At 57.9% G+C, this 23,551-nt stretch carries 13 protein-coding genes; 11 read left to right on the top strand and 2 right to left on the bottom strand.

Going from position 1 to position 23,551, the window contains the following annotated elements; genetic code table 11:
• Positions 1-2 precede the first annotated feature (2 nt).
• Together NB063_RS01780 and NB063_RS01775 are read left to right on the top strand one after the other, a co-directional pair.
• Positions 3-296, top strand: a complete 294-nt coding sequence (locus NB063_RS01780; protein ID WP_250927016.1) for a hypothetical protein — start codon at positions 3-5, stop codon at positions 294-296.
• A 451-nt stretch (positions 297-747) separates the two neighbouring features.
• Positions 748-1,410: a P-loop NTPase family protein gene (locus NB063_RS01775; RefSeq protein ID WP_250927015.1), complete on the top strand. Its 663-nt coding sequence runs from the start codon at positions 748-750 to the stop codon at positions 1,408-1,410.
• 271 nt (positions 1,411-1,681) lie between these two features.
• Here NB063_RS01775 and NB063_RS01770 read toward each other — a convergent pair whose 3' ends face one another.
• On the bottom strand, positions 1,682-2,743 hold the full coding sequence (locus NB063_RS01770) for a succinylglutamate desuccinylase/aspartoacylase family protein (protein ID WP_250927014.1): 1,062 nt from the start codon (positions 2,741-2,743) through the stop codon (positions 1,682-1,684).
• A gap of 592 nt (positions 2,744-3,335) precedes the next feature.
• Here NB063_RS01770 and NB063_RS01765 point away from each other — a divergent pair.
• The gene (locus NB063_RS01765; RefSeq protein WP_250927193.1) at positions 3,336-6,722 is read left to right on the top strand and encodes a type II secretion system protein GspD; all 3,387 of its coding nucleotides are present in this window, start codon (positions 3,336-3,338) and stop codon (positions 6,720-6,722) included.
• 769 nt (positions 6,723-7,491) lie between these two features.
• Here the strand turns inward: NB063_RS01765 and NB063_RS01760 are convergent.
• The gene (locus tag NB063_RS01760) at positions 7,492-9,327 is read right to left on the bottom strand and encodes a TIGR03960 family B12-binding radical SAM protein (protein ID WP_250927013.1); all 1,836 of its coding nucleotides are present in this window, start codon (positions 9,325-9,327) and stop codon (positions 7,492-7,494) included.
• A gap of 160 nt (positions 9,328-9,487) precedes the next feature.
• On the opposite strand from NB063_RS01760, the gene nirD reads away from it, so the two are divergent.
• From nirD to NB063_RS01720, 8 genes are all read left to right on the top strand, one after another.
• Positions 9,488-9,823, top strand: coding sequence for a nitrite reductase small subunit NirD (nirD, locus tag NB063_RS01755; RefSeq protein WP_250927012.1), 336 nt, complete (start codon positions 9,488-9,490; stop codon positions 9,821-9,823).
• 239 nt (positions 9,824-10,062) lie between these two features.
• Positions 10,063-11,178: an AAA family ATPase gene (locus tag NB063_RS01750; RefSeq protein WP_250927011.1), complete on the top strand. Its 1,116-nt coding sequence runs from the start codon at positions 10,063-10,065 to the stop codon at positions 11,176-11,178.
• Entirely contained in the window at positions 11,168-12,034 is an 867-nt protein-coding gene (locus NB063_RS01745; RefSeq protein ID WP_250927192.1) for a DUF58 domain-containing protein, read from the top strand. Before NB063_RS01750 ends, NB063_RS01745 begins: the two co-directional genes overlap by 11 nt.
• A gap of 204 nt (positions 12,035-12,238) precedes the next feature.
• Positions 12,239-14,905, top strand: coding sequence for a BatA domain-containing protein (locus NB063_RS01740; protein WP_250927010.1), 2,667 nt, complete (start codon positions 12,239-12,241; stop codon positions 14,903-14,905).
• Positions 14,902-17,730: a VWA domain-containing protein gene (locus tag NB063_RS01735; RefSeq protein ID WP_250927009.1), complete on the top strand. Its 2,829-nt coding sequence runs from the start codon at positions 14,902-14,904 to the stop codon at positions 17,728-17,730. Before NB063_RS01740 ends, NB063_RS01735 begins: the two co-directional genes overlap by 4 nt.
• A gap of 74 nt (positions 17,731-17,804) precedes the next feature.
• On the top strand, positions 17,805-20,363 hold the full coding sequence (locus NB063_RS01730) for a polyketide synthase (protein ID WP_250927008.1): 2,559 nt from the start codon (positions 17,805-17,807) through the stop codon (positions 20,361-20,363).
• A gap of 29 nt (positions 20,364-20,392) precedes the next feature.
• Positions 20,393-22,192 (top strand): coiled-coil domain-containing protein, encoded by a 1,800-nt coding sequence (locus NB063_RS01725; RefSeq protein ID WP_250927007.1) that lies wholly within the window; start codon positions 20,393-20,395, stop codon positions 22,190-22,192.
• 25 nt (positions 22,193-22,217) lie between these two features.
• The gene (locus NB063_RS01720) at positions 22,218-23,531 is read left to right on the top strand and encodes a hypothetical protein (RefSeq protein ID WP_250927006.1); all 1,314 of its coding nucleotides are present in this window, start codon (positions 22,218-22,220) and stop codon (positions 23,529-23,531) included.
• Positions 23,532-23,551: the final 20 nt, after the last annotated feature.

Genomic DNA, 23,551 nt, shown 5'->3' with positions numbered 1-23,551 from the left:
CGATGACCGCACGCACAATCGAACAGCTCAAGTCCGAGTACGAACAACTCAACGAGCGCAAGATCCAAGCGCAAACGCAGTTGCAAGAGGCTCAGAAGCAGCTGACCAACTTGCAAGCCGAAGCCGACAAGGACTTCGGCACCAGCGACGTCGATGAGCTGAAAAAAATGCTCAAGAAAATGGAAACCGAAAACGAACAGCGTCGCAGTGAATACCAAACGTTGCTCGACAAGATCAGCGGTGAGCTGGCAGAAGTCGAAAAGGCCACCGCAGCAAACACAACAGCCGACGCATAAGCGAATCGACCGCATCTCGTCAGTTCTTTGGAGTGACGCGTTTGATAAGCGTGTATTTCGTTAGATTGGTTGCGGCGATGATGGAACTGGCTAGGCACGGAGTCCCGGTACAATGAATGCCGGGGGTGCCAACACCCGGAACAATCGCCCCTAACTCCATCCAAACAAACCATCCCAATATCCTCCCCCAAATCTCATCACCCTCCCTCCGGGAGGGTCGAGCGAAGCGAGGGGAGGGTCGAGTACTCAATCCGACTCCCAACCCTCCCCGGCCCGAAGCGAGCCGACCCTCCCAAGGGGAGGGTGAAATAATCTTTTCCCCGATTCCATCCAAACAAACTATCCAAACAACCTTCCCCAAATCTCATCACCCTCCCTCTGGGAGGGTCGAGCGAAACGAGGGGAGGGCGAATTATTGGTTGATCCCTTTCACTAGCCCCACGCCAAACCCTTGACCACGCTTCCCGATCTCGCTGAACTTCGCAACCGCGCCCATCGAATCGAGGGCAAGCGTGATGAGCTCGTGTCTCGACAACAAAAGGTCGTCGCGCAGCTCGAGAAAGAGAACCAGTTCTTAGCGATCGCCGACAATGTCACCAACGCCCTCGAACAGCTCGGCAACGACGTGTTCCAGCGACAATTGACGCTGATCGAAAACACGATGACGAAGGCGTTGCAGGAAGTACTCGAACAGGACATCGAGTTCAAAGCCAGTGCCTCGTTTGCGAGGGGAGCGGCCAGCGTCGAATTTTCGATTTCTCGTGGTGAAAACAGCGAAGACATTATGAAAGGCCAAGGCGGCTCGGTCGCCAACGTGGTCTCGGTCGGATTGCGAATGCTGGCGATCACGACACTCGACGAACGACGCCACCGCAAGTTCCTCGTGCTCGATGAGCAAGACTGCTGGTTGCACCCCGACCTCGTTCCCAAACTCACGCGGATCGTTCAGGAAGCGGGCACGGCACTTGGCTTTCAAGTCCTCATGATCAGCCACCACGATGTCAATCACTTCATCCGTCACGCCGATCGCGTTTATCGCTTGTCGCCTGATCGTGGCGAAGGTGTCGGAATCGAAGAGATCCGAGCCGACAGCCCAGTCGAATCCGACGGCTAGGTGAGGTTTTGGTCTCTAGAGCATTTCAGTAGTGGTGGCTTCCAGCCGCCAGTGCACAACCGATGGCGGCTGGAAGCCACCACTACATGAAAGACACAACTGCTCTAGCAGGACAGCGTCACTTTTCACGTAACTCGGTCTCTCCGGACGTCGATTTAGTTACTGCGGGGTTTGAAAGTAGCGGAACGGCGCGAGCCGTCCGGTAACCCGACACTGGACGGCTTGCGCCGTTCCGCTAGAAAGATCAACGAAACGGCTCGACTAACCTCACTCAGTCCATCGGTTCGGTTACTTGGATGTTTGTTGACAAGTGTTCCTGAGTGGTTCGTTGCATGTCGTCGGCCTGCGTATGCTTTTCAACGAACTTCGCTCGGCGCGGGCTAGACAGTTTTCCGAGATGGATCACGGGTTCGCCGGGTTGAACGGCGGGCAACGTGCTCATGCCGATCACGATGCCATCAAAGGGGGCCTCCAATCGGTTGTGCTCTTCATGAACGAGACTGCTGTTGGTGGCGAGCGGTTGCCCGGCGACGACGGTGGAACCCGGTGACACATGCATGTCCATGAACCCGCCTCGTTCGGCACGCACCCATTTGGTTTGTCGCAGCATAACCTGATGTTCCGGCAATTCCGGTTCACCATCCATCATGTCGAGTTCCTTCAGCACGTTCACGACCCCACGGGTCATGCATTCGAGTACGGACGGCTCGACTTTCCAAACTTCGCCACCTTCGACCACAATCGTTGGGCATCCGGCCGCGGTCGCTTCCCGTCGGAAGGCACCTTTGGGTCCACGGCCGTCGAGAACCACTCCGGCACCAAATGCCGTGGCAAGTCGTTTGCATGCTTGATTTTTGAAATCGCAGCGGACGTTGGGGTAGTTGGTCCGCCGCACCGCAGCGGTGTGCAAATCGATCCCATAGTCCGACTGCAACACGATGGCGTCGAAGATCACTTTCGCCATCCGCGTCGCCATGCTGCCCGACGCGTTTCCGGGGAAGCAACGATTGAGATCGCGGCGGTCGGGGAGGTAGCGGGAATGTCGCTCAAATCCGAGGATATTCAAGACCGGAACCGCCAACACATTTCCCCGAACCGGCCCCCATTCGGGATTGGCGAGCAGGGACCGAATCGCTCCGGTTCCATTGAGTTCATCGCCGTGGAGAGCCCCCGTCACGAACACCGTGGGTCCAGGCTCAACACCACGTATCACGCGAATGGGAATGGTGATATTCCGACCGCTGTAGCTTTCGGTGATCTCGAGTTCGGTGTTCCGATGGGTACCGGCGTCAACGTCGTGCCCAAACCAAGTCTGTGTCTTCCAGTCTTTCATCACACGCTTTCCAATTGTTTTCGAAGCCTCGATTCTACCCGACCGAGCGACTTTCTGAGAGATGGCTTTCACCCCCGCCCGATCGCACTCGGATTGCCCGACCATCTTCCGCGTCCCAAAAACTTTTTTTCCACTTTTTTTCTGATCCTTTGTCGCTGGCCTGCCAGCGGGGGACCGGAGGCGTCATTCGATTCGCCTGTTTTCGCCGGCAAAAACGGTGACTTGAGTCAATCTTTGAAGAATTCGCTATATAAAAAACACCTAAAACCGGCTTGACTCCGCAAGCGATCAGTTCGTATTGCCAGACCACTCGGAAGGTTTCCGTATCGCCTCGAAAGGATTTCGAGCTGATTCGAGAGCTTTCCGAAATTTGTCCAATGTCTCACCGCGAAGAAGGAGAGTCGCGTTGAACCGCTCGAATAAGCCGTCAAGGCAGAAGAGTTCATCTTGTGTCGAACCCAACCTTACCACTCACCGCGAGCGGCAAGGTGTCGACCGTACCATCGACCCCGGTGAGATAGCTCGGCATTGTCCGACCTCAAAACCACATCCGCCAAGGAGATCGCGTATGACTATCCCGAAAGGTTCGGTCATGCCTCTGTGCTTGATCGGATGCCTGTTCGTATTGACCCCGACCGCGTCTGGCCAGTTCACACTGCCCGGTTCGACGGGAACCCCGAGCGGGAATGATGGCGGTGCCAAGAGCATCACGTCGCACCTGCAAGCCATCGACGCGGCTGTCGCGTCAGGAAAATTCACCTCCGCGGTGCAGTCCTACCGCGCAGCACACCAGATCGCACCGTCCAGCCCTGAGCTTCGCCAACGCTACGACCGTTTGGTCGCCCGCGGGATCGACGGCAGCCTGCTGAACCTTACCCCGATCAACCCGGTCTCCTCATCGCTCGACGCGATCGACACCAACCAACCCACTGCACCGGTTGATCCACAAACGTGGCCACTCGAACGACGCCAGCAAGAAACCCGGCGTCTGACCGCAATGGGCCGAACAGCCTTGGATCGTGGTGACGTTCGTGGCGCGTACCAATACGCCACCGCGGCCCAACGCCTCGGTTTGGCCCAACATGAATTCAACCCTGGCGACGCCCGCCCCTGGCAATTGCTGCTCGACGTCCAGTCGGTCGCACGCCGTAGTGGACTCGACCTCAACCAATTGGCCCAAACGCCGATTGCGTATCCGAACAACATCGCCCAAACGAACGGCGTGATGCCGATCGGTCAAGCCGGTCAACAGCCTTCGTATTCGGAAGTCTCACAAGCTGGCGGAACGTTCACTCCGGGTGGACCGTCGAACGTGCAACAAGTCCAAGCGACCGCATCGAACTTCGTGGGCGACAACCAGTCCACCGAAACCGAAGGCGAACGACTGTTCGAAGAAGGTATGCAGCTGCTCTCCGCAGGCAAACAGAGCGACGCTCGTGCGAAGTTCGTCAAGGCTTGGGAATTCGAAGCCGACATGTCCGTCGACACCCGTCGTGCCCTGCAAGACAAGTTGACGCTTTTGCAACCCGCTCGGATGCCAATGCCGCAAGATCCTGCTCAGCCGTTGTCAGCAATCGAAAAAGCAGACCTCGCTGCCGCTCAACAAGTCAAACGACTGTACCGCGAGATCACTTCAGAACTCGCCAAAGCCAACGAAAAGAAAACCGAAGCGCCACTCGAAGCTGTCAACGACCTCGAACGCCTCGCCCGCAAGGTTGAAGGCGCCAACATCGATGAAGCCTCGCGTGCATCTCTGGGAGCGTTGGTAGGCCGAGCCCTCGCCGAACAACAACGCTACGTCGAAGCCAACCGCGCCAAGATCGACCTCGATCTCGAAAACGAACGCATTCGCACCGAAATGTCGACCGAAGATGCTCGGGAAGCTCGTATCGATCAAGAGATCTCGCTCTTGGTTGACAGCTTCAACGATCTGATGGATCAAAAACGCTATCAAGAAGCCGAAGTGATCGCCAAACAGGTTGGTGAACTCAAACCTGACTCGACGATCGCAATGACGATGTTCCACAACAGCCGGACGCAAGTTCGCCTGCAAATGGACGAAGACATCCGCGCAGACAGCGAAAACGGGTTCGCACGCACGATGCTCGACATCGGCCGCACCGCCGTCGCTCCTGATCCGGATCGTCCGTTCCAATTCGCAGACCCGAAAGACTGGGAAGCCATCTCTCGTCGTCGTCTCGCTTCACGTGACAGCAACTCACGACTGAGCATCCGCGAACAGGAAATCAAACGCAAACTCGAAACCGACGTGGAATTGAAGTATCGCAACAGCCCGCTCGGTGAAGTCCTTGACGACCTGTCCGCCGTCACCGGTGTGCCAATTGTCTTGGACCAACGTGCCCTCTCAGCGATCCGCGTCAGCCGCGATACACCGGTCTCGAAATCGATCTCGAGTCGTTTGCCACTCAAGAGTGCGCTGAACATCTTGCTCGAAGACCTCGACTTGACCTACGTGCTTCAGAACGACGTGCTCAACGTGACCAGCCGCGAAGCACGACGCACGATGACGTTCCCACGAACGTACCGCGTCGCTGACCTCGTGACTCCGATCCCGAACTTCATCTCGGGTTACGAACACGGCTTGGCCGGAGCATTGAAGTCGGCCTACCAAATGATTCGTCCAACCACGGACGTTCAAGTTGTGCCGGTTTCGATGACCGATCTCGGCGGCGGCATGGCAAACAATGCGGCCAACAACCTCGGCCGCAATATGCTCGGACAATACAACCCGATGGGCAGCGGCTCTGGATTCGCAGGCGGACTCGGCACCTCCGGCATGGCCCAATCGGGCCGTGGTGGTGGATCGATGGCTGACTTCGACTCGCTGATGCAATTGATTCAACAAACCATTGAGCCCGACAGCTGGGAAGCCCTCGGTGGTGTTGGAACGATGGCTCCCTACCCACAAAACTTGTCGCTGGTTATCAGCACGACGAGTGACGTGCACGACCAAATCGTCGACTTGCTCGAATCGCTTCGTCGCCTGCAGAACCTGCAGATCACGATCGAAGTCCGGTTCATCACGCTCGCCGACACGTTCTTCGAACAAATCGGAATCGACTTCGACGTCCGGTTCGATGATAACGCTCAAAGCATCCCGGCTGACGACTCGGGATCTGCCGTCACGATCGGTTTGGACGCCCAAGGCATCCCGACCGCTGACCTCGACATTCGGTTCGACCAGCAAACGATCAGCGGTGCCGTTGCTCCGTTCGGTGGTGACACCGGTTCGATTTCAACGATCGGCTTTGCGATCTTAAGTGACATCGAAGCGTTCTTCTTCTTGCAGGCCGCTCAAGGTGACAACCGTAGCAATATCATGCAGGCACCGAAGGTAACGCTGTTCGACGGACAGATCGCTTCGATCAACGACACCGTGTCGCGTCCATTCGTGACCAGTATCGTGCCCGTCGTCGGTGACTTCGCCGTCGCCCAACAACCCGTCATCGTCGTTCTCGACGAAGGCACACGGTTGAACGTGCAAGGTGTTGTCAGCGATGACAAACGATTCGTTCGCTTGACGCTCGTCCCGACGTTCAGCCAGATCGGTGAAGTAAACACGTTCACCTACGAAGGAAGTCGCACGACGCGTAACTCAAGCACCACCGAAACCGATACCAACGGCGACGGTGTGATCGACGAACAGGATGAGAACGAAGAAGAGGACATCATCCAAGGTACGACGGTTCAGCAACCAACGTTTGCGTCCACTTCGGTCAGCACGACCGTGAGCGTTCCAGACGGCGGCACGATCCTTCTTGGTGGTATCAAGCGAATGAGCGAAGGTCGCAACGAACGCGGCGTGCCATTCCTGAGCAAGATCCCTTACGTCAGTCGCTTGTTCCGAAACACCGGTGTGGGTCGGACTTCGACCAGCCTGATGCTGATGGTGACCCCACGGATCATCATCCAAGAAGAGGAAGAAATCGCTCAAACCGGTTTCGACCCGAGAAACTAACCGCGAAAGCAAACCGCTTTCCGATCAAAAGATCAGAACCCTCCATCAGCTCGCCTGGTGGAGGGTTCTTTTCGTTGACTGGGGAAGCAGTCGTCAACAAAACCGGTGGTTAACACCACCGGCATTTGTTGTATCGGCCCTCCGGGCCTGGTAGCACCCCACCAAAAGGCCCAGCGGGCCGACACAACTGAGTTTGTACCGGCCCTTCAGGCCTCAAATGATTTCCCGCTAACAGAACCGGTGGCTCGCGCCACCGGCATTCGTTGTATCGGCCCTCCGGGCCTGGTAGCACGCCACCAAAAGGCCCAGCGGGCCGACACAACCAATGCCGGGCCTGAAAAGGCCCGGTTACCACGTTCCAGCCACTCAAGGCCTGAAGGGCCGACACAATTGAGCTTGTACCGGCCCTTCAGGCCTCAAATAATTTCCCGCTAACAAAACCGGTGGCTCGCGCCACCGGCATTCGTTGTATCGGCCCTCCGGGCCTGGTAGCACCCCACCAAAAGGCCCAACGGGCCGGCACAACCAATGCCGGGCCTGCAAAGGCCCGGTTACCGCCCTGTTCCAGTCACTCAAGGCCTGAAGGGCCGACACAACTGAGTTTGTACCGGCCCTCCAGGCCTCAAATGATTTCCCGCTAACAAAACCGGTGGCTCGCGCCACCGGCATTCGTTGTATCGGCCCTCCGGGCCTAGTCGCGCACCAACACCAACACAGACACTTGGCTACTAAGGCAATTACCCGGGCAGGCACAAACGACACCGCCCTACTAAATCGCGGCGGCCATATCGGCGAGCTGGATCGTGGCTCGCGTTTGCTCTTTCTCGAGGTACGTCCGTCCGAACTTGACGTTGACGTGATCCCAGGGCAGTTTGTCCATCAAGTCGTACTTGTCGTGGAGCAAGTTCTGAACGTCGAGTCCGGAATCGGCGATCGCCGTCCACCAACGCTCCGCATCGAGATGCTCGGTCCAACCGTCCATTCTCGCACCACGGTCCCACGCAAGCCGGATCGCTTTCCCCGTCCGGCGATCACCGCGACTGAGCACGCCCTCGAGCAAACTCGTTTCGATGTCGTGGCACTTGATGTTGACGCTACGAATCGTCCGGCGGCTGTACAGATACCTGTGCGCCCAATCGAAATACTCACGCGACTGCATGCCATTCCATTGATAAGGCGTGTGAGCTTTGGGCACAAAGTTCGAAACACTCGCGGTCACTCGCGCGTTGCGACCGTTGACCTCTTTGCCCACCGTCGCGATCGTTTCGGCCAAATCAACGATACCATCCAGATCCACTTGGCGTTCTCCGGGTAGACCGCACATGAAGTACAACTTCACGCTTTCAAATCCGTTTTGGAACGCGGCCCGGCAACCTTCAATCAAGTCGCTGTTTTTGATCTTTTTGCGGATTTGCTCACGCATGTCATCACGTGCGACTTCGGGTGCGAGCGTCAGCGAACGACGTCGGTCGCTGCCGATCAATTCAGGAAGACTGCGTAATTGGTCATTCACTCGCAAACTCGGTACGGTGATGTTCACACCCAGCGGGCGGAAGACTTCGTGCAAGCGTTTGATCAACGGTTCGAAATGCGGGTAGTCACTACTCGAGAGCGACAACACGCTGATTTCGTTGTAGCCGGTGTTGCGATAGCTTTCCAACGCGGCGTCAACAATCGTATCGACTTCGCGAATCCGCAACGGCCGTTTGATCACCGTGCTTTGACAGAACCGGCAAAGGTGCGGGCAACCCCGCATGATTTCGATCGCGATCCGGTCGTGAACACATTTGACGTAAGGCACGATCGGGGCGGTCGGTAGCGGGATGCCATCGAGATCCGAGATCACGCTCGGCGCGATCGTCGCGGGAACGTCGTCGCGGGTGGGTGTGTTTGCGGAAACTCGACCGTTGACATACTCCGGCGTGTAGAAACGAGGGACGTAAGCAAACTCGAATTCGGCGGCGATTTTGGCAAGGGCCTCTTCGCGTTCGCGGCGGCCCGCTTCGCCCGGCGTATAGCTCCCGTCGGGCAACCGGGATTCGTTGCGGAGTTTTAGCCAAGCGTCGCAGATCACGGGCAGTGCCGGTTCCCCGTCGCCGGTAACCATCACGTCAAAATAGTCCGCCATCGGCTCGGGGTTTTGGCAACACGGCCCACCGGCGAGCAACAACGGATCGGCCATCGTGCGATCGACCGCTTCGAGCGGGATGCCGCCAAGATCGATCATCGTCAGAACGTTGGGCGAACTGATCTCGTACTGCAGTGACAACCCGACGACATCGAATTCATTCAGCGGAGTGAACGTTTCGAGGGTGTACAGAGGCAGATCATGCTCACGCAGCTTGGCTTCCATGTCCGGCCACGGAGTGAACACTCGCTCGGCACACCAGTCGTCTCGACGATTGATCATCGAGTACAATACCTGCAACCCGTGGTGGCTCATTCCGATCGTGTAGGCGTCGGGGAAACCGATCGCCAATCGCCCACGAACGTCCGCGTGATTTTTGACAACGATATTGCGTTCGCCACCCACGTACTGCGCCGGCATTTGAACGTAGGGCAAGACGACCGACTCGAGCTTTCGTTTGAGAGCTGCGTTGATCATGGCAATCCGTTTGAGTTGCAGAAGATTTGTCGGCGTTGCGAACCGCAGGTCGCCGGAAAGGGCCATCTAGGATAAGGTTTAACGCTGAGACAAACCACCGCACCCCCGCAATCGCCGGCAACCGGTAGCCTGCCCCCTTCCGCCCCCCAACAAGATCATTATGAGTGAATACGAGCGTGTCGGAAAAGTCACTGATTTCGAAGAGAACGTCGGCCGAGCGTTTTCGGTCCAAGATCGAATGATTGCGGTGTTCCGCAAAGGAGACGATTGGCACGCGATCGACGACATGTGCCCACACATGGGTGCCTCCTTAGCCGAGGGACATGTCGAAGGCAACTCGGTGACGTGTCCATGGCACGCGTGGCGTTTTTGCATCGTCGACGGAACTTGGGAAGACAATCCTCGCACGAAAGTCGATTGCTTTGACGTCAAAATCGAAAACGATGAAGTTTGGGTACGTGCCAAACCCCGAGAATCCGACGCGAGCAGTTCGTAAACCAATGCGAGCGATTTACAAACCGGCGTGAATCTTCGCCTTGCGGTGGCGAAACGGTGAACTCCACCGGCAATGCACGCGTCTGACACAGCTTGGGGGGTACCGGTTTTTGTGGTACGGCGGTGTTTAGCCAAGACGTGAGATCTTCAAATCGCGTTGCCCCTGGCATCACAAAGTTGCCGCGTGGGTTAAACTGCCTTAACTGTTTTTATGAAAACGCCCTCTTCGAGACCGTCTGAATGAATCAACCCGAGCACTCTGATCACGCTCAGGAAACCGGAAACGGCCAACCCGGTGGCGCCGGATCGCCCGTCGACGCCCCCGTTAGCGAGGCTGATGCCGGTCTCCTGCATACCGCCCGACAACGTGTTTTGGCCGAACTCGGCAAAATCATCGTCGGTCAAGAGCATGTGATCGACGAGATCCTGATCTGTCTTTTCAGCCGCGGACACGTGTTGCTCGAGGGCGTTCCGGGGCTCGCCAAGACGCTGATGATCAGCACTTTGGCCAAAACACTTGATCTTTCGTTCAGCCGGATTCAGTTCACGCCCGACTTGATGCCCGCCGACGTGACGGGTACCGAAATCATCGAAGAGGACCGGGCTTCGGGGCATCGCGAATTGCGATTCATGCCCGGCCCGTTGTTCGCCAACATCGTGCTGGCGGACGAAATCAACCGGACGCCTCCCAAAACGCAGGCATCGCTGCTCGAAGCGATGCAGGAACGCCAAGTCACCGCGGGTCGTGAGCGACACGTCCTGGATGATCCGTTCTTTGTACTCGCGACGCAGAACCCGATCGAGCAAGAGGGCACATACCCGCTGCCGGAAGCTCAACAAGACCGGTTCATGTTCAAGATTTTTGTCGATTACCCGAGTTTCGACGAAGAATTCGAAGTCGCACGTCGCACAACAGGAACCGTATCGGGAACCGCCGAACCCGTTTTAACGGGGGCGGAGATCCTTCGTCTGCAACATCTCGTTCGCCAAGTCCCGGTCAGCGATCACGTGATTCGGTACGCCTTGTCGCTCGTCCGACAAACGCGTGTGGGTGGCGAAGGCGTGCCAGACTTCGTCAACGATTTGGTCGGTTGGGGTGCAGGTCCACGGGCCGTGCAGTTCATGATTCTCGGTGGCAAAGCGCGTGCGTTACTGCAGGGCCGACATCATGTCCAGGTCGAAGACATCCAGGCGCTCGCACCACCGGTGCTGCGTCACCGCATGGTGGTGAACTTTGCCGCCGAGAGTGAAGGAATCACGAGCGATGACGTGATCGATCGGATCATCGACGCGACCCCAACGACCGAAGACGAATTGTCACGCGATGCCCGATTCCAAAAAATATTTGCGACCTGAAGTAACGGCTCGCATCCGGCGACTCGAACTGACGGCGCGACGCGTCGTCGAAGGGTTCTTGTCCGGGATGCACCGCAGCCCGTACTTCGGCCAATCGATCGAGTTCCTCCAGCACCGGCCATATGTTGCCGGTGATGAGTTGCGGCACATCGATTGGAAGGTGTACGCACGTCAAGACCGTTTGACGATTAAGCAATTCGAAGAAGAAACCAATCTTCGTTTGCACCTGCTCGTCGATTGCAGCGGCAGCATGGCGTATGGGGAAGGCGAACAGAACAAGTTTCATTACGCGTCGTCGATCGCCGCTTCGCTGGCCTATCTCGCCCTCCGTCAGAAAGACGCCGCGGGACTGTTCACGTTTGATACCGAGATCCGCGACAGCGTCCCGGCTCGCAGCAATCAACATCAACTCAATCGCATGCTCAATGCGTTGGCCGCCTCCAAGACAGACGGCCAAACGCAACTGCCCAAGGTCACCCGGCAAGTCGCAGCGGCGATCCCTCGTGGCGGTTTGGTTTGCGTGATCTCAGATCTGCTCGGTATTGATTCGCTGACCGACGGACTCCGCTTGCTGCGTTCCCAAGGTCACGACGTTGCCCTGTTTCATGTCCTGCACGACGACGAATGGGACTTCGAGTTCACCGGGGCAACACGTTTCGAAGGACTCGAAGATCCGACCTTCCTCAACTGCAACCCCGCGGCACTTCGTGAGGGATACCTCGAAGCCCTCGATAGCTTCTTGGAAAACGTCCGTCGCACATGTGGCCGTTTGAAAATTGATACGATGCAAGTCCGCACCTCCGACCCCCTCGACGCCGTCCTCGCCAAGTTCCTCTCCGCAAGACAACGAGGATGAGGAAGCGTGGAAGTAGGGGAGAAGGGAGTGGGGGAGTAGGAGAGAGACGAGATCCTGCGACACGACGACTGATCACTCAAATGAGCTTGAGAAGCGCACCTCAAACCAGCTAGCAACCGCCCTCCGAAAAACTCCCAACTCCCAACTCCCAACTCCCAACTCCCAACTCCCAACTCCCAACTCCCTTACCGCCCATAAAATTCCTTGCTGCTCTATCCCTCCCTCGCCGCCGGTTTCCTCTTCATCGGTGTTCCGTTACTGGTTCACCTGATCAATCTGCTGCGCCATCGACGGACGCAATGGGCGGCGATGGATTTTCTGTTGGCGAGTTATCGCAAGCAACGCCGATGGATCGTGCTTCGGCAATTGCTATTGCTGCTGACCCGGTTGGCGGTTGCCGCGTTGTTGATCGCGGTACTCGCCGGACTGATCGGGGGTCGTGGGTTGATTGGTGTGATCGGTGGCCAGACGACTCATCATGTGATCGTGCTCGACGACAGCTATTCGATGCGACAACGGGTTGCGGGCGGAGCGGGCTCCGGCGCAGCGGTTGGTGAAGCCCCCGCCGAGAGCGGTCGCGATTCGACAGCCTATGACCGAGCCCTCGCTTCAATCGCTTCGCTCGTTCGTGGATTGAGCACGGACGAGGGCATCCATCAACTGACGGTGATGCGAGCGAGTCGGGCAGCGCTGATCGGCGACGCGAACAAGGGTTCCGCGGATGCCGCCGCGGACCTTGCCGCACAAACCGTGACCGGTGACGCTCGCCAAATCGAACGACTGATGAGCACACGTGCCTCGACGCTGCGGACGGACTTGGTCGCAGCGATTGACTTGGCGAGCGATCTGTTGACGGCGAACCCAGCCGATTCTCGTAGGCTGTACGTGGTCAGCGATTTCTCACGGCGTGATTGGCAATCGCCTCGACGAATCGCTGTGTCGTTGGAGAAAGCAAAAAAGAGTGGCGCCGAAATTCGCATGATCGACTGTGTCGAGACCGGCAGCACGGCGCGGCCACGCAACCTGGCGATCACGGACCTCGCCCCCGAACCCGACGTGTGGGTCGCCGGCGTTCCCGTGATGATGAACGTCACGGTGAAGAACTATTCGGACTCGGAAGCCAAGAACGTTGCGTTAACCGCAAACGTGATCACTTACGGTGACGACGTGAAAGTGGCCGATCCGACATCAACGTTCAGCGGTTCGCCACAAAGCCTGCCGGCGATCATGATCGAGTCGATTCCTGCCGGACAACAACTCACCAAAACGTTTCAGGTTTACATCGACAAACAGGGCACGCACGTCGTCCGCGTGGGTTTGCCCGACGACGCACTCGCGGTCGACAACACTCGCGTTTGCACGATACCGCTCGCCGACGCTCAGCGGGTCTTGATCGTTGACGGCAATTCCGATGGGATCGGCGGCTACCACGTGTCTTCGGTTCTCGATCCCGGCAGCCAAGTTCGGATCGGAGCGATACCGGAAGTCCGACCCGCCGCGATGCTGCGTGATGCGACGCTCGAAACGCTGCAGCGTTATCGTGCGATTTACTTGATCGACGTTCCAGAAATCAACGAGAGGGCATCCGATACGCTGAGCCAATACGTTCGCGACGGCGGAGGATTGGCATGGTTTCTCGGCAACAACGTTTCGGCAGAGAACTATAACCGCAATCTGGCGAGCCCCAACCGGCAATTGTTGCCCTTTGAACTCGATCGCATCGAGACCGCTAGCGACTTGGGCTTCGGCGGTGACGACACCGATCCCGCCCAGTCGAAACGAGAAAGTGCACTCGTGTTCGGTAAAGACGCTGAAATGCTCGGACCGATCTCACGTGCCGGGAACGGCGTCTTCGGACTCGTCAATCTGCAAAGGGTTTGGTCACCGGCCCCGTCGACCATCAGCGTGGCGTCTGAGAATACTAGCCCGGGAAACTCACTGCCAAACGATGCACCTGAGAACGACATGGCTGCCGACGCGACTTTGGATGCGTCCGGAAGACCGGTCCCGCCCGCGACGGATGACCCGCTCGACCTGCGTATTTTGCTCGAACGCGGTGACGGTGTTCCGGTCGCCGTTCGTCACACGCTTGGCCGCGGACGTATCGTGACGGTCAACACGGGGCTCGATGGGAAATGGAACAATTGGCCGGGCGATCCGACATTCGTCGTTTTCTTGCTCCAAACCAACGCGATGCTGTTCAGTGGCGCATCACAGGCAACCTCGCGGTTGATCGATGAACCCGCCGAATTACCGATACCAGGCGACAGTTACCTGCCGACGGCTCTGCTATTGCCACCCGCCGACGAACCGCCACGGATGTCGATCGAACTTGAGGCCGATGATCAATCAACGAGCATTGTTGTTTCGCCGACCGAAATGGTGATTTCCGAACAAGCCGGGGTGGAAGATTTTCTGATGCCAGGCATCGCCGAATGGCAGCGAACGGGTACCGACGGACAAACGAGCGTGTTGCCGTTGGCGTCGGTGTTGCGAGTCGGCGAAAGCGATCTGGCCCAAGTCACACACGCGGAAGTGCTTCGTGATTTGCCGGGAATGGGAATCGAATTCATGTCCACTGGAACGTGGGAAAGCGACGGTAATATCGGCGGCATGTCGACGTTCTTGCTGATTTTACTGGCGTTGCTCGCGATTTTACTGGGCATCGAACAGGCACTCGCCGCTTGGGCGTCGTATCACGCGAAACCGGGATCCGCCGGGCAAGGGCGTCGTCATGTGTCCGGAATCGGATCCGCTCGCGGCGTACACGAATCGGCCATGGAGATTCGGCCGCGCGGTCGATCTCGATCCCGACGAGCCGGTGCGGTTTCTTCGGTCGAGTCAGACGAAACGACGGAGGTGACGCAATGATCGTTTACGAATTTGCACGAGCGGCATCGATCGACGGGTGGTGGATTTGGGCCGCTCTGTTGGCAGCGATCATCGCGGCCCTCGCGGTGTGCGTGATCTACTATCGCCGCGATGCGTCGGAGTTGCCTCGTCCGGTTCGTTGGACGCTAATCGCGTTGCGATTGACGGCGATCCTGGCGATCGTCTTCCTGTTCTTTGACCTCGTCCGACGCACCGAACGCCGGATCACGCGAGCGAGCGAAGTCGTGGTTCTGGTCGACACCAGCCAATCGATGTCGCTGCCGTCTAGCGGAGCGATGGACTCGCCGTCACGCACCCAACTCGCGTTGAACCTACTCGAACAATCGGAGATGCTCGACAAGTTCGATGACGAGCACCGCACGAGCGTGTACGCGATCGGTGGACCGGAATTGATCGCGACCTCAGCCCCCGATGACGCGTCCGACGGCGAGACCGAATCGGATTCGAGTCCAACGAGCGGCATGACCAACGACATCGCGAAAGAGCCCACGAGTCCTTTCGCACTCTTCGGCGTATTTTGTCTCGCCGTGTTTGCGATCGCGAGCGTTTTGTCATTAGTTCTCGGCGCGACGGCATCGCTCCGCCCAGCCAAATCCCCCGCCGCGGTTAACTCCAAATCAAACGCGACGACAGGGCGTGGAGAAACCATCGGTTGGACACTGCTCGTCGCTGCGATCACGATGGTCTCGGGCATCATTTCGCTCGGTGCCGTTTACATGGTTCACACCGATCAATCGTTGCTGTCGATCGTGGGACTCACCGATTCGGCTGACTCCGGTGAGACCGACAGCACAAACGACACCGAGGCTGAATCGGACGACGTCACCGCTCCCGAACCGGTTTCAATCGATTGGGAAACCATGCTCGCAGCGAGCCAAGCACAAAGCCCGATCGGTGACGCACTGCGATCGATTCTCGTGGATCACGATTCGACGACTCTCGCTGGCGTCGTGTTAATCACCGATGGACAGAACAACGGGGGCACACCGCTGTCGTCGGCGCTCGCGATGGCGCGTCGCGATGAAGTTTCGCTTTACCCGGTGGGACTCGGCAGCAGCCAACCGCCAACCAATGTTCGCGTCGTGGATTTGGAAGCACCTCGGCGGGTATACCCGGGAGATAAGTTTGTCGTTGCCGCCGTCCTGCAGGCCACCGGTGAATCGGCGATGGAAGTGGACGTGGAGTTGATCGATGCGTTGGACAACGCCAACGAAGATGGACCGGCGGTGGAAGATGAAGGCGATCAAAACCGTTTACCGGGCGGGCAGGTTCTCGAGAGTCAACGTGTGCGGTTGGAACCGGATGCGACGTTGACGGGGATCCGGTTTGAGATCGAACCGCAGACCGTCGGCCGACGTCGGCTTGGCGTTCGCATCGTCGCCCCGCCGGAAGACCGCAATCGTGTCGACGACATGCAAACCGCACGCTACGAAGTTGTCGCTCGCAAACTGAAGGTGCTGGCGATTGCCGGTGGCCCGACGCGTGAATACCGCTTTGTGCGAAACCTGCTTTACCGCGACGACTCGGTGCAATTGGACGTATGGTTGCAAACCGGCCGCACGGGCATCAGCCAAGACGCGGACGAACTGCTGACTACGTTTCCGCAAACCGCCGAAGAGTTATTCGAATACGATGCGATCCTGATGTTCGATCCGGATTGGGCCGCGATCGATTCGGCGTCACTCGATCTGATCGATCGTTTCTTGACGCAGCAAGCGGGCGGTTTGGTACTGGTCGCTGGCCCCGTCTATCATCCAAAGATCACGACGAAACGGGGTGACACCCGCACGAGTCAAATCAATGGCTTCTTTCCGGTGAATCTCGCCACACGTGGCCCGTTGCTTGGCGGTGGACGCCAAGGAGGCCGTAACGCTTGGCCGCTCGAGTTCACGCCCGAAGCCGCCGGTGCCGAATTCCTGTGGGTCGCCGACACGCCGGAACAAAGTTTCGAAATCTGGCAGGAAGTCGGCAACGTGTATGACTATGTCGGCGTCAAGAGTGCCAAGCCGGGTGCCAAGGTGTATGCGTACTTCTCGGATCCAACGACGGAAGTCAGCGGCAGTCTGCCGATCTTTTTGGCGAGCCAATTTTACGGGGCAGGTCGCGTGTATTTCCAAGGCAGCGGCGAGATGTGGCGTCTTCGCGCGGCCGGCGATCAGTACTTCGACAACTACTACACCAAACTCGTGCGGTGGGTGAGCGAAGGGCGATTGCTCCGTGACAGTAACCGGGGCATGCTCCTCGTTGACGCGGCACGTGCGATGGTCGGCCAAACCGTGACGCTGCGGGCGGTACTCGTCGACGATCAGTTCCAACCGCTTAACGAGCCGTTTGTCACCGCCAAGCTGCTCTCGCCAGACGGACGCATCAAAGACCTCCGCTTGTCGCCAGCGGCCGACTCACCACGCGGCGGAACCTACACCGGGAATTTCGTAGCGACCAAGAGCGGCAGTTACGAGATCCAATTGACGATCGGCGACGCGCTCGATGAACAGATTCTGCGTCAAACCGTTCAGGTGCGACTGCCCACCAGCGAACTCGAACGGCCGCGACGGGCTGACGATGAACTGATGCAGTTAGCGACCACGACCCGGGGCAAGTACCTGCCGGTCGACAACGCCGGTTCGATTACGAGCGTCGCGGAGACACTCACGAAAACGATCCAGCCGCAACCTCAAGTCACGGTTCTCGCGGGGACGCCGGACCGTCCGTTTGGTGAACGTCGTAACGCCGTGCTGATGTGGCTGATCGCCTCGGTGTTGACGTTCGAATGGGTCACTCGCCGTTTACACAGGCTCGCGTGATGGCACATGTTCGTATTTAGCTTTTAGCGACCGGTTTCCTCCTCACACTCTCGCATCTCGTTCGTATCAGTTTCATGCCACAATCCTCATCCCACCATCTGCCACGCTCGGTCGAGTCGTTGTTGTCGCGACTGCGTCAACAGGTGCGTCGGTACATCGTTTGGGATTCGGTGTTGGCCTTGTCGGCGGCCCTATTGGCGGTGTTTTGGATCGCGTTCCTGATTGATTACCTGCCCGTTCGGGTCGGTGGCAGTGAGATGCCTCGCTCAGCACGCGGCGTTGTTCTGATCGCGACCTTGGTGCTGGTCCTTGTTCTGTTTTGGCGGTTCCTGGTATCGCGGATGAGCCGGGAATTGCCAGACGATTCCTTGGCACTCTTGATCGAACGTCATCACCCTGAAATTGGCGGTCGATTCGTGACCGCGGTGCAACTCGGCGATCCCTCGCGGAAGGGCGATTCCTACAGCCCGACGTTCTTGAAACAGGTCCAACGCGAAGCGGAACGCCAAGTCGACGGTGTCGATTTAGACCGTGTCTTTCGCCCCGAACCGATTCGCCAAAAACTGTCGATCGTCATCCCGCTCCTATTGGCAGCGGTGGCGATGGCGATCGCGAGCCCGCAAACGTTTGGACGCGCAGTCGGCCGGTTGACGCTGTTGTCGGATTCGCCGTGGCCGCGAAACGCCGCCCTTGAAATGGTCGGCGTGGAAGTCCCGATCATCGCGGCTTCGCAGGCAGACGACGGTGCCACCGAGTTGGTTAAATTCGAAAACGGAGTCGTGCAATTGGCCCGCGGTAGTAACGCAACCTTGCGAATCCGCGCCGCCGGGGAAGAATTCGGTCACGAGATCCCTGACCTGTGCACCGTGTCTTACGTCGATGACGAAGGCAACCGGGGGCAAAGCAATCTCCGCCGTGTGGGTCGCGTGATCGATGGATACCAGTCGTTTGTTCTCGACGGTCCGCCGCTGACCTCGCTCGCCAAATCGGTCACGCTCTCGATTCGCGGACTCGATGACCGATTGAGCGGATATCGCATCGAAGCCGTCGACCCGCCCGCGATCGCTCAAATGCAAATGAAGGTTCGCTACCCGGATTACCTGCGAGTCTTTTCAAACGGGCAAGAGTTTGATCAGCAACTCGATTACCAGGCCGGCGTTCGGATCCGCGAAGGTAGTTCGTTGACACTGGTTGGTAAGACCAGCTCGCCACTCGGTGCTGTCGATATTGTTGCGTCCGATGCACGCTCGGGTGGTAGTGCTGGCACGACTGCCGGGACCGGGGAAACCGACCGCGAGCTATTGGCGACCATCGCCGAGGATGCGATGAGCTTTACGATCTCGCTCGATGACGTGCGTGATGCCACTTCGATTCGAATCGTCCCTCGAGACGACGATGGCATTTCGGCTCAAGCCGCGTATCGGTATTTCATCGGCGTGGTACGTGATGAGGCCCCCGAAACAACGATGCGTTTGTCGGGCATCGGGTCATCGATTACACCGATCGCGATGCTGCCAATCGAAGCAACCGCGAAAGACGACTACGGAATCGAGTCGATGTCGATCACGATGACGGTCCGCCAGCAAGCCACGGAAAATCCGCTCGCCGAAGTCACGCCTTCGCAAGGGACTCCTGATGGATCGGGTGGCGCGGACGAACAGAACTACACCGTCTCGCCGGAACTCGATCGCCAAGGCGCCGTGTCATTGACCATCGACTTGCGTGAACTCGCCGACGAGTCGGTGCTGACACCAATCGCCCCCGGGGCGACCGTCACGCTCAATACCCAGGCACAAGATCGTTTCGATTTGGGCTCATCGCACATCACGCAAGGCGAACTGGTTCGGTTGCAAGTCGTTACACCGGAGGAATTGCTCGCGACACTGGAACGTCGCGAACTCGAATTCCGCTCGCGACTCGAACAAGCGATTGATGAAACCCGCCGATTGCGCCAAAGTCTCACGGCGATCGAAGGCGAAGCCACCGACCTGATGGCAAGTGCGACGACCGGTGACTCGAACGATCAAAGCGGAGATGGGGATACCGACAACACCGCAACCGACGACGCCGACATCGAAGGTGGGGATGCGGCGTCCGAATCCGCAGGCACCTCCGATCAGGAGAATTTCCGCTCGCGGCAACGGGTGCAACTGCGAATCCGACAAGCCGAACTGCAGGCGGCCAAGACCACCGATGAACTCGCCGGGATTGTCGCCGGACTCGACGACCTCCTGCTCGAGATGGTGAACAACCGAATCGACTCGGTCGATCGCCGCGAACGGCTTGAAGAGGGGGTGCGTACACCATTGGCAGACGTCGTTGAGGAACCTTTCCCAAATCTGCGGCGTCAAATCGTCGAGCTGGAACGGATTCTGATGTCTTCCGCCCCACCCGAACAGGCAGGTTCCTCCGGGGAAACTTCGGCCGAACAGATGCGAACGGCCGTGCAGACGGCGGTCACCACCAATGAAGAAATCTTGCTGCAACTTTCAGCTGTCCTCGAAAAAATGTTGGACTTGGAAAGTTTCAATGAGATATTGGACCTGATGCGTGGATTAATCCAGGACCAAGAAAATTTGTTGGAAGAAACCGAGGAAGAACAGAAGAAACGCGTCCTGGATCTGTTCAAATAGCTCAACTCATCCTTTGCACGATTGCTCATATGCACGGACCCTCACCCAAACGGCTTTCCATCTTCGGCATCATTCCGATCGTGATCGTGTTGTGCGTCGGATGGTTGAACCTGTTGGGCACGACGGCGGCGGCACAACCATCCGACGCCGCTACGGAGACCGACCCGTTGGTCGCCCGGCAGACCAGCGTTGCCGCGAGATACGCCAGACTCGAAGAATTGTTGCTTCGTTTGGCTGATGTCGAATCCCGAGAGAATCCCGAACGTGCGGCACTGCTCAAACGCGTCGCTAAGCAATCCCGCGAAAGGTTCGTGCTCGAAAAACTGCGCGATGCCGGCGAGCTGATTGCGAGCGGTCAATTGTCCAAAGCCCTCGAGGGCCAGAAGTCCGCGACCTCCGAACTCGAAGGGTTGCTGAAGCTGTTGCTCAGCGAAGACCGCAGTTCACGGATCCGCGATGAAAAGAAACGTATCAGCGAGATCATCAAACAACTCCGTTTGACCGAGCGGAACGAACGCAGCGTCAGAGCACGCACCGAAAACGGCGTTGAACTCGACGAAGTCCTCAAGGACCAAGAAGAAATTTCCAAACGGGCCGAACAACTCAAAGACGAGTTGCAAGGCGACGAGGACCAAGACTCGGATGACGAATCAGGCGAAGATTCCGAATCGAAAGAGTCCACGCAATCGGAAGAGTCTTCCGAATCTTCCCAGTCAGGAGAACCGAAAGAGTCACCGTCCTCGGAAGAGCCTTCCAAGTCGGGCAAAGAAAGCGAGCAGGGCGAACCCAAACAGGAAGAGTCACCATCGGGTGAGCCGGAGAACTCTCCCGAGCAATCGGAATCACCAGAATCGGCTCAATCGCCATCGGGTGAAATGCAATCGCCCGAGCAGCAACAGCAGGGCGAACAGCAACAAGGCGAGCAACAGCAGGGCGAACAGCAACAGGGCGAACAGAATCAGCAGCCGCAACAGCCGAAATCACCTGAACAGCAAGCCGAAGATCAGCTCGAGAAGGCGATCGAGCGGATGAAACAGGCTCAAGAGAAACTCGCGCAGAAGAAACGGGGCGAGGCAACCGAGGAACAGCGACAAGCAGAGGAAGAACTCCGCAAAGCGATCGACAAACTCGAAAAAATCTTGCGTCAGCTCCGCGAGGAAGAGATCCAACGTGAACTCGCCAAGCTGGAATCGCGACTGCGAAAAATGGCGGCGATGCAATCCGCGGTGCTCGACGAAACCGTTCAACTCGCAAAAACGCCTCAATCTCAGCGGGACCGGGCGACCGACTTGAAGGCCGGCGATCTCGCTTTTGAAGAGCAGAAAATCACGCTCGAGGCCGACCGCGCGATGCTGCTGTTGAAGGAAGAAGGCTCAAGTGTCGCGTTTCCCGAAGTAATTTTGCAACTTCGCGAGGACACCAAACGCGTCGCCACCCGACTGGGCCAAAGCAAAATCGACTTGGTCACACAAGGGATCCAGAATGACATTCTGGCCGCCCTCGAAGAGATGATTGCCGCCCTTGCGAAGGCTCAGCGTGACAACGAGAAAAAACAGCAACAGCAGCAACAAGACGGCGGGCAGCAGCCAAATCAGGGTTCTGGAGAAGAACCGCTCGTGCAAGCACTTGCTGAGCTAAAATTATTGCGAACGATGCAGAGTCGGATTCAGGGGACAACCGATCGCTACGGAAACTTGCTCGAAACGGATAATTCCGGTGGCAGCGATTCCGCGGGCGAGGAAATTTTGCCCTTGCTACGAGACCTAGCGCAACGACAAGATCGGCTGTACCAAATCACGCGTGATCTGGTTACCAAGCGCAACCGATGAACCTGACTGTTTGGGAGAATGGTGAATGCGAAGCGTGATAGAGACCCGGGCTCACAGCCCACGGCGACACCAAACGCGTAGACAACGTCTTGCGGGGCTCGGAAAATTTGTCCTCGTCGCCGGACTGACATCGGCATTTTTCTCCCAACCGCTTCTCGCAGATTTCCCCTCCCAGCTCAAACAGTCCAGATCGATTTTCGTCGCTGACTCGACATCTCCGGATGCCGCGTCACCCGACGAGGCTCCCGCTGAACCGCAGTCGCCACCGAAATCGCTGATTCCGGAGCACGAAGCCACGCCACTGGATACCCATCAAATGGGCGCGTCGTCGGGGATGATCGACGAATCACTCGAGAAGAACGCGGATTGGCAGGCACTCGACGCGACCGCCATGTCAGACATGCTGCGACGCTCGCTCGACACGATCGGCGTTACTCCCGAAAAAATCGGGATCTCCGCGGAGCAGTTTCTGACAGACGTTCGCCAGGACGACGTCGAACCGCTGACCGCATGGGTCCGCGCGATCGCGTTGCAAATCGACGCGGTCAACGAAATGATCGCCCGTGCGGACGATCGGTTGCTCGAACTGGCCACCCGACTCGACCCGAGCGGCCCCGATTACGCGAGTATCGAATCGCTGCCACCCGAAATGCGGGCGGCATTGAGAACCTGGATCGGCCGCGAACTTGTGCGGGCGAGATTCTATGACGAAGCGCTCCCGATCTTTGCGGAGGTCGATCCGGCGATTTCTCCTGACGCCGCAGCGCTCTTGTTCTATCGAGGTGTCTGCTACCACTCGCTGCTGAAAGCGACCGAGGCTCTCGCGGACTTACGAACACTCCTCCAAAACAAAGAGGACATTCCGGTTCGGTACGCCCGCACGGCTGAGATGATGATCTCGGACATCAAACCGCTCAAGGAAGACTCACTCGACGAAATCTCGCGACTGATGACCGATGTCACTCGCCGGCTGGATCTCGGACGGGCCGACGAATCGACCCAACAGCGAGAACAAGAGATCATCGACAAGCTAACGAAGTTGATCGATAAGATCGAACAACAGCAGCAGCAACAACAGCAGCAGCAACAGCAACAAAGCTCCGACCAGGGAGGCAATCCAAGCGGCGGGGAGGCCCAACCGATGCAGGACAGCCGGATCGCCGGAGCCAACGGCCAAGGTGACGTCGAACGTAAAAACGCGTCCGACAAGAACGGATGGGGAAATCTCCCGCCGGCAGAACGCCAAGAGTCACTGCAACAGATCAGCCGTGATCTGCCGACGCACTACCGCGAGGCGATCGAGGCTTATTTCCGAAAGCTGGCGACGCAGCAGCAATAACCAGTTGCGGCCATCATCTC

It is taken from the genome of Aporhodopirellula aestuarii (assembly GCF_023701485.1).
Lineage (GTDB): Bacteria > Planctomycetota > Planctomycetia > Pirellulales > Pirellulaceae > Rhodopirellula > Rhodopirellula aestuarii.
The sequence above is the reverse complement of the archived record's forward strand: the minus strand, read 5'-3'. Positions and strand labels throughout refer to the sequence as shown.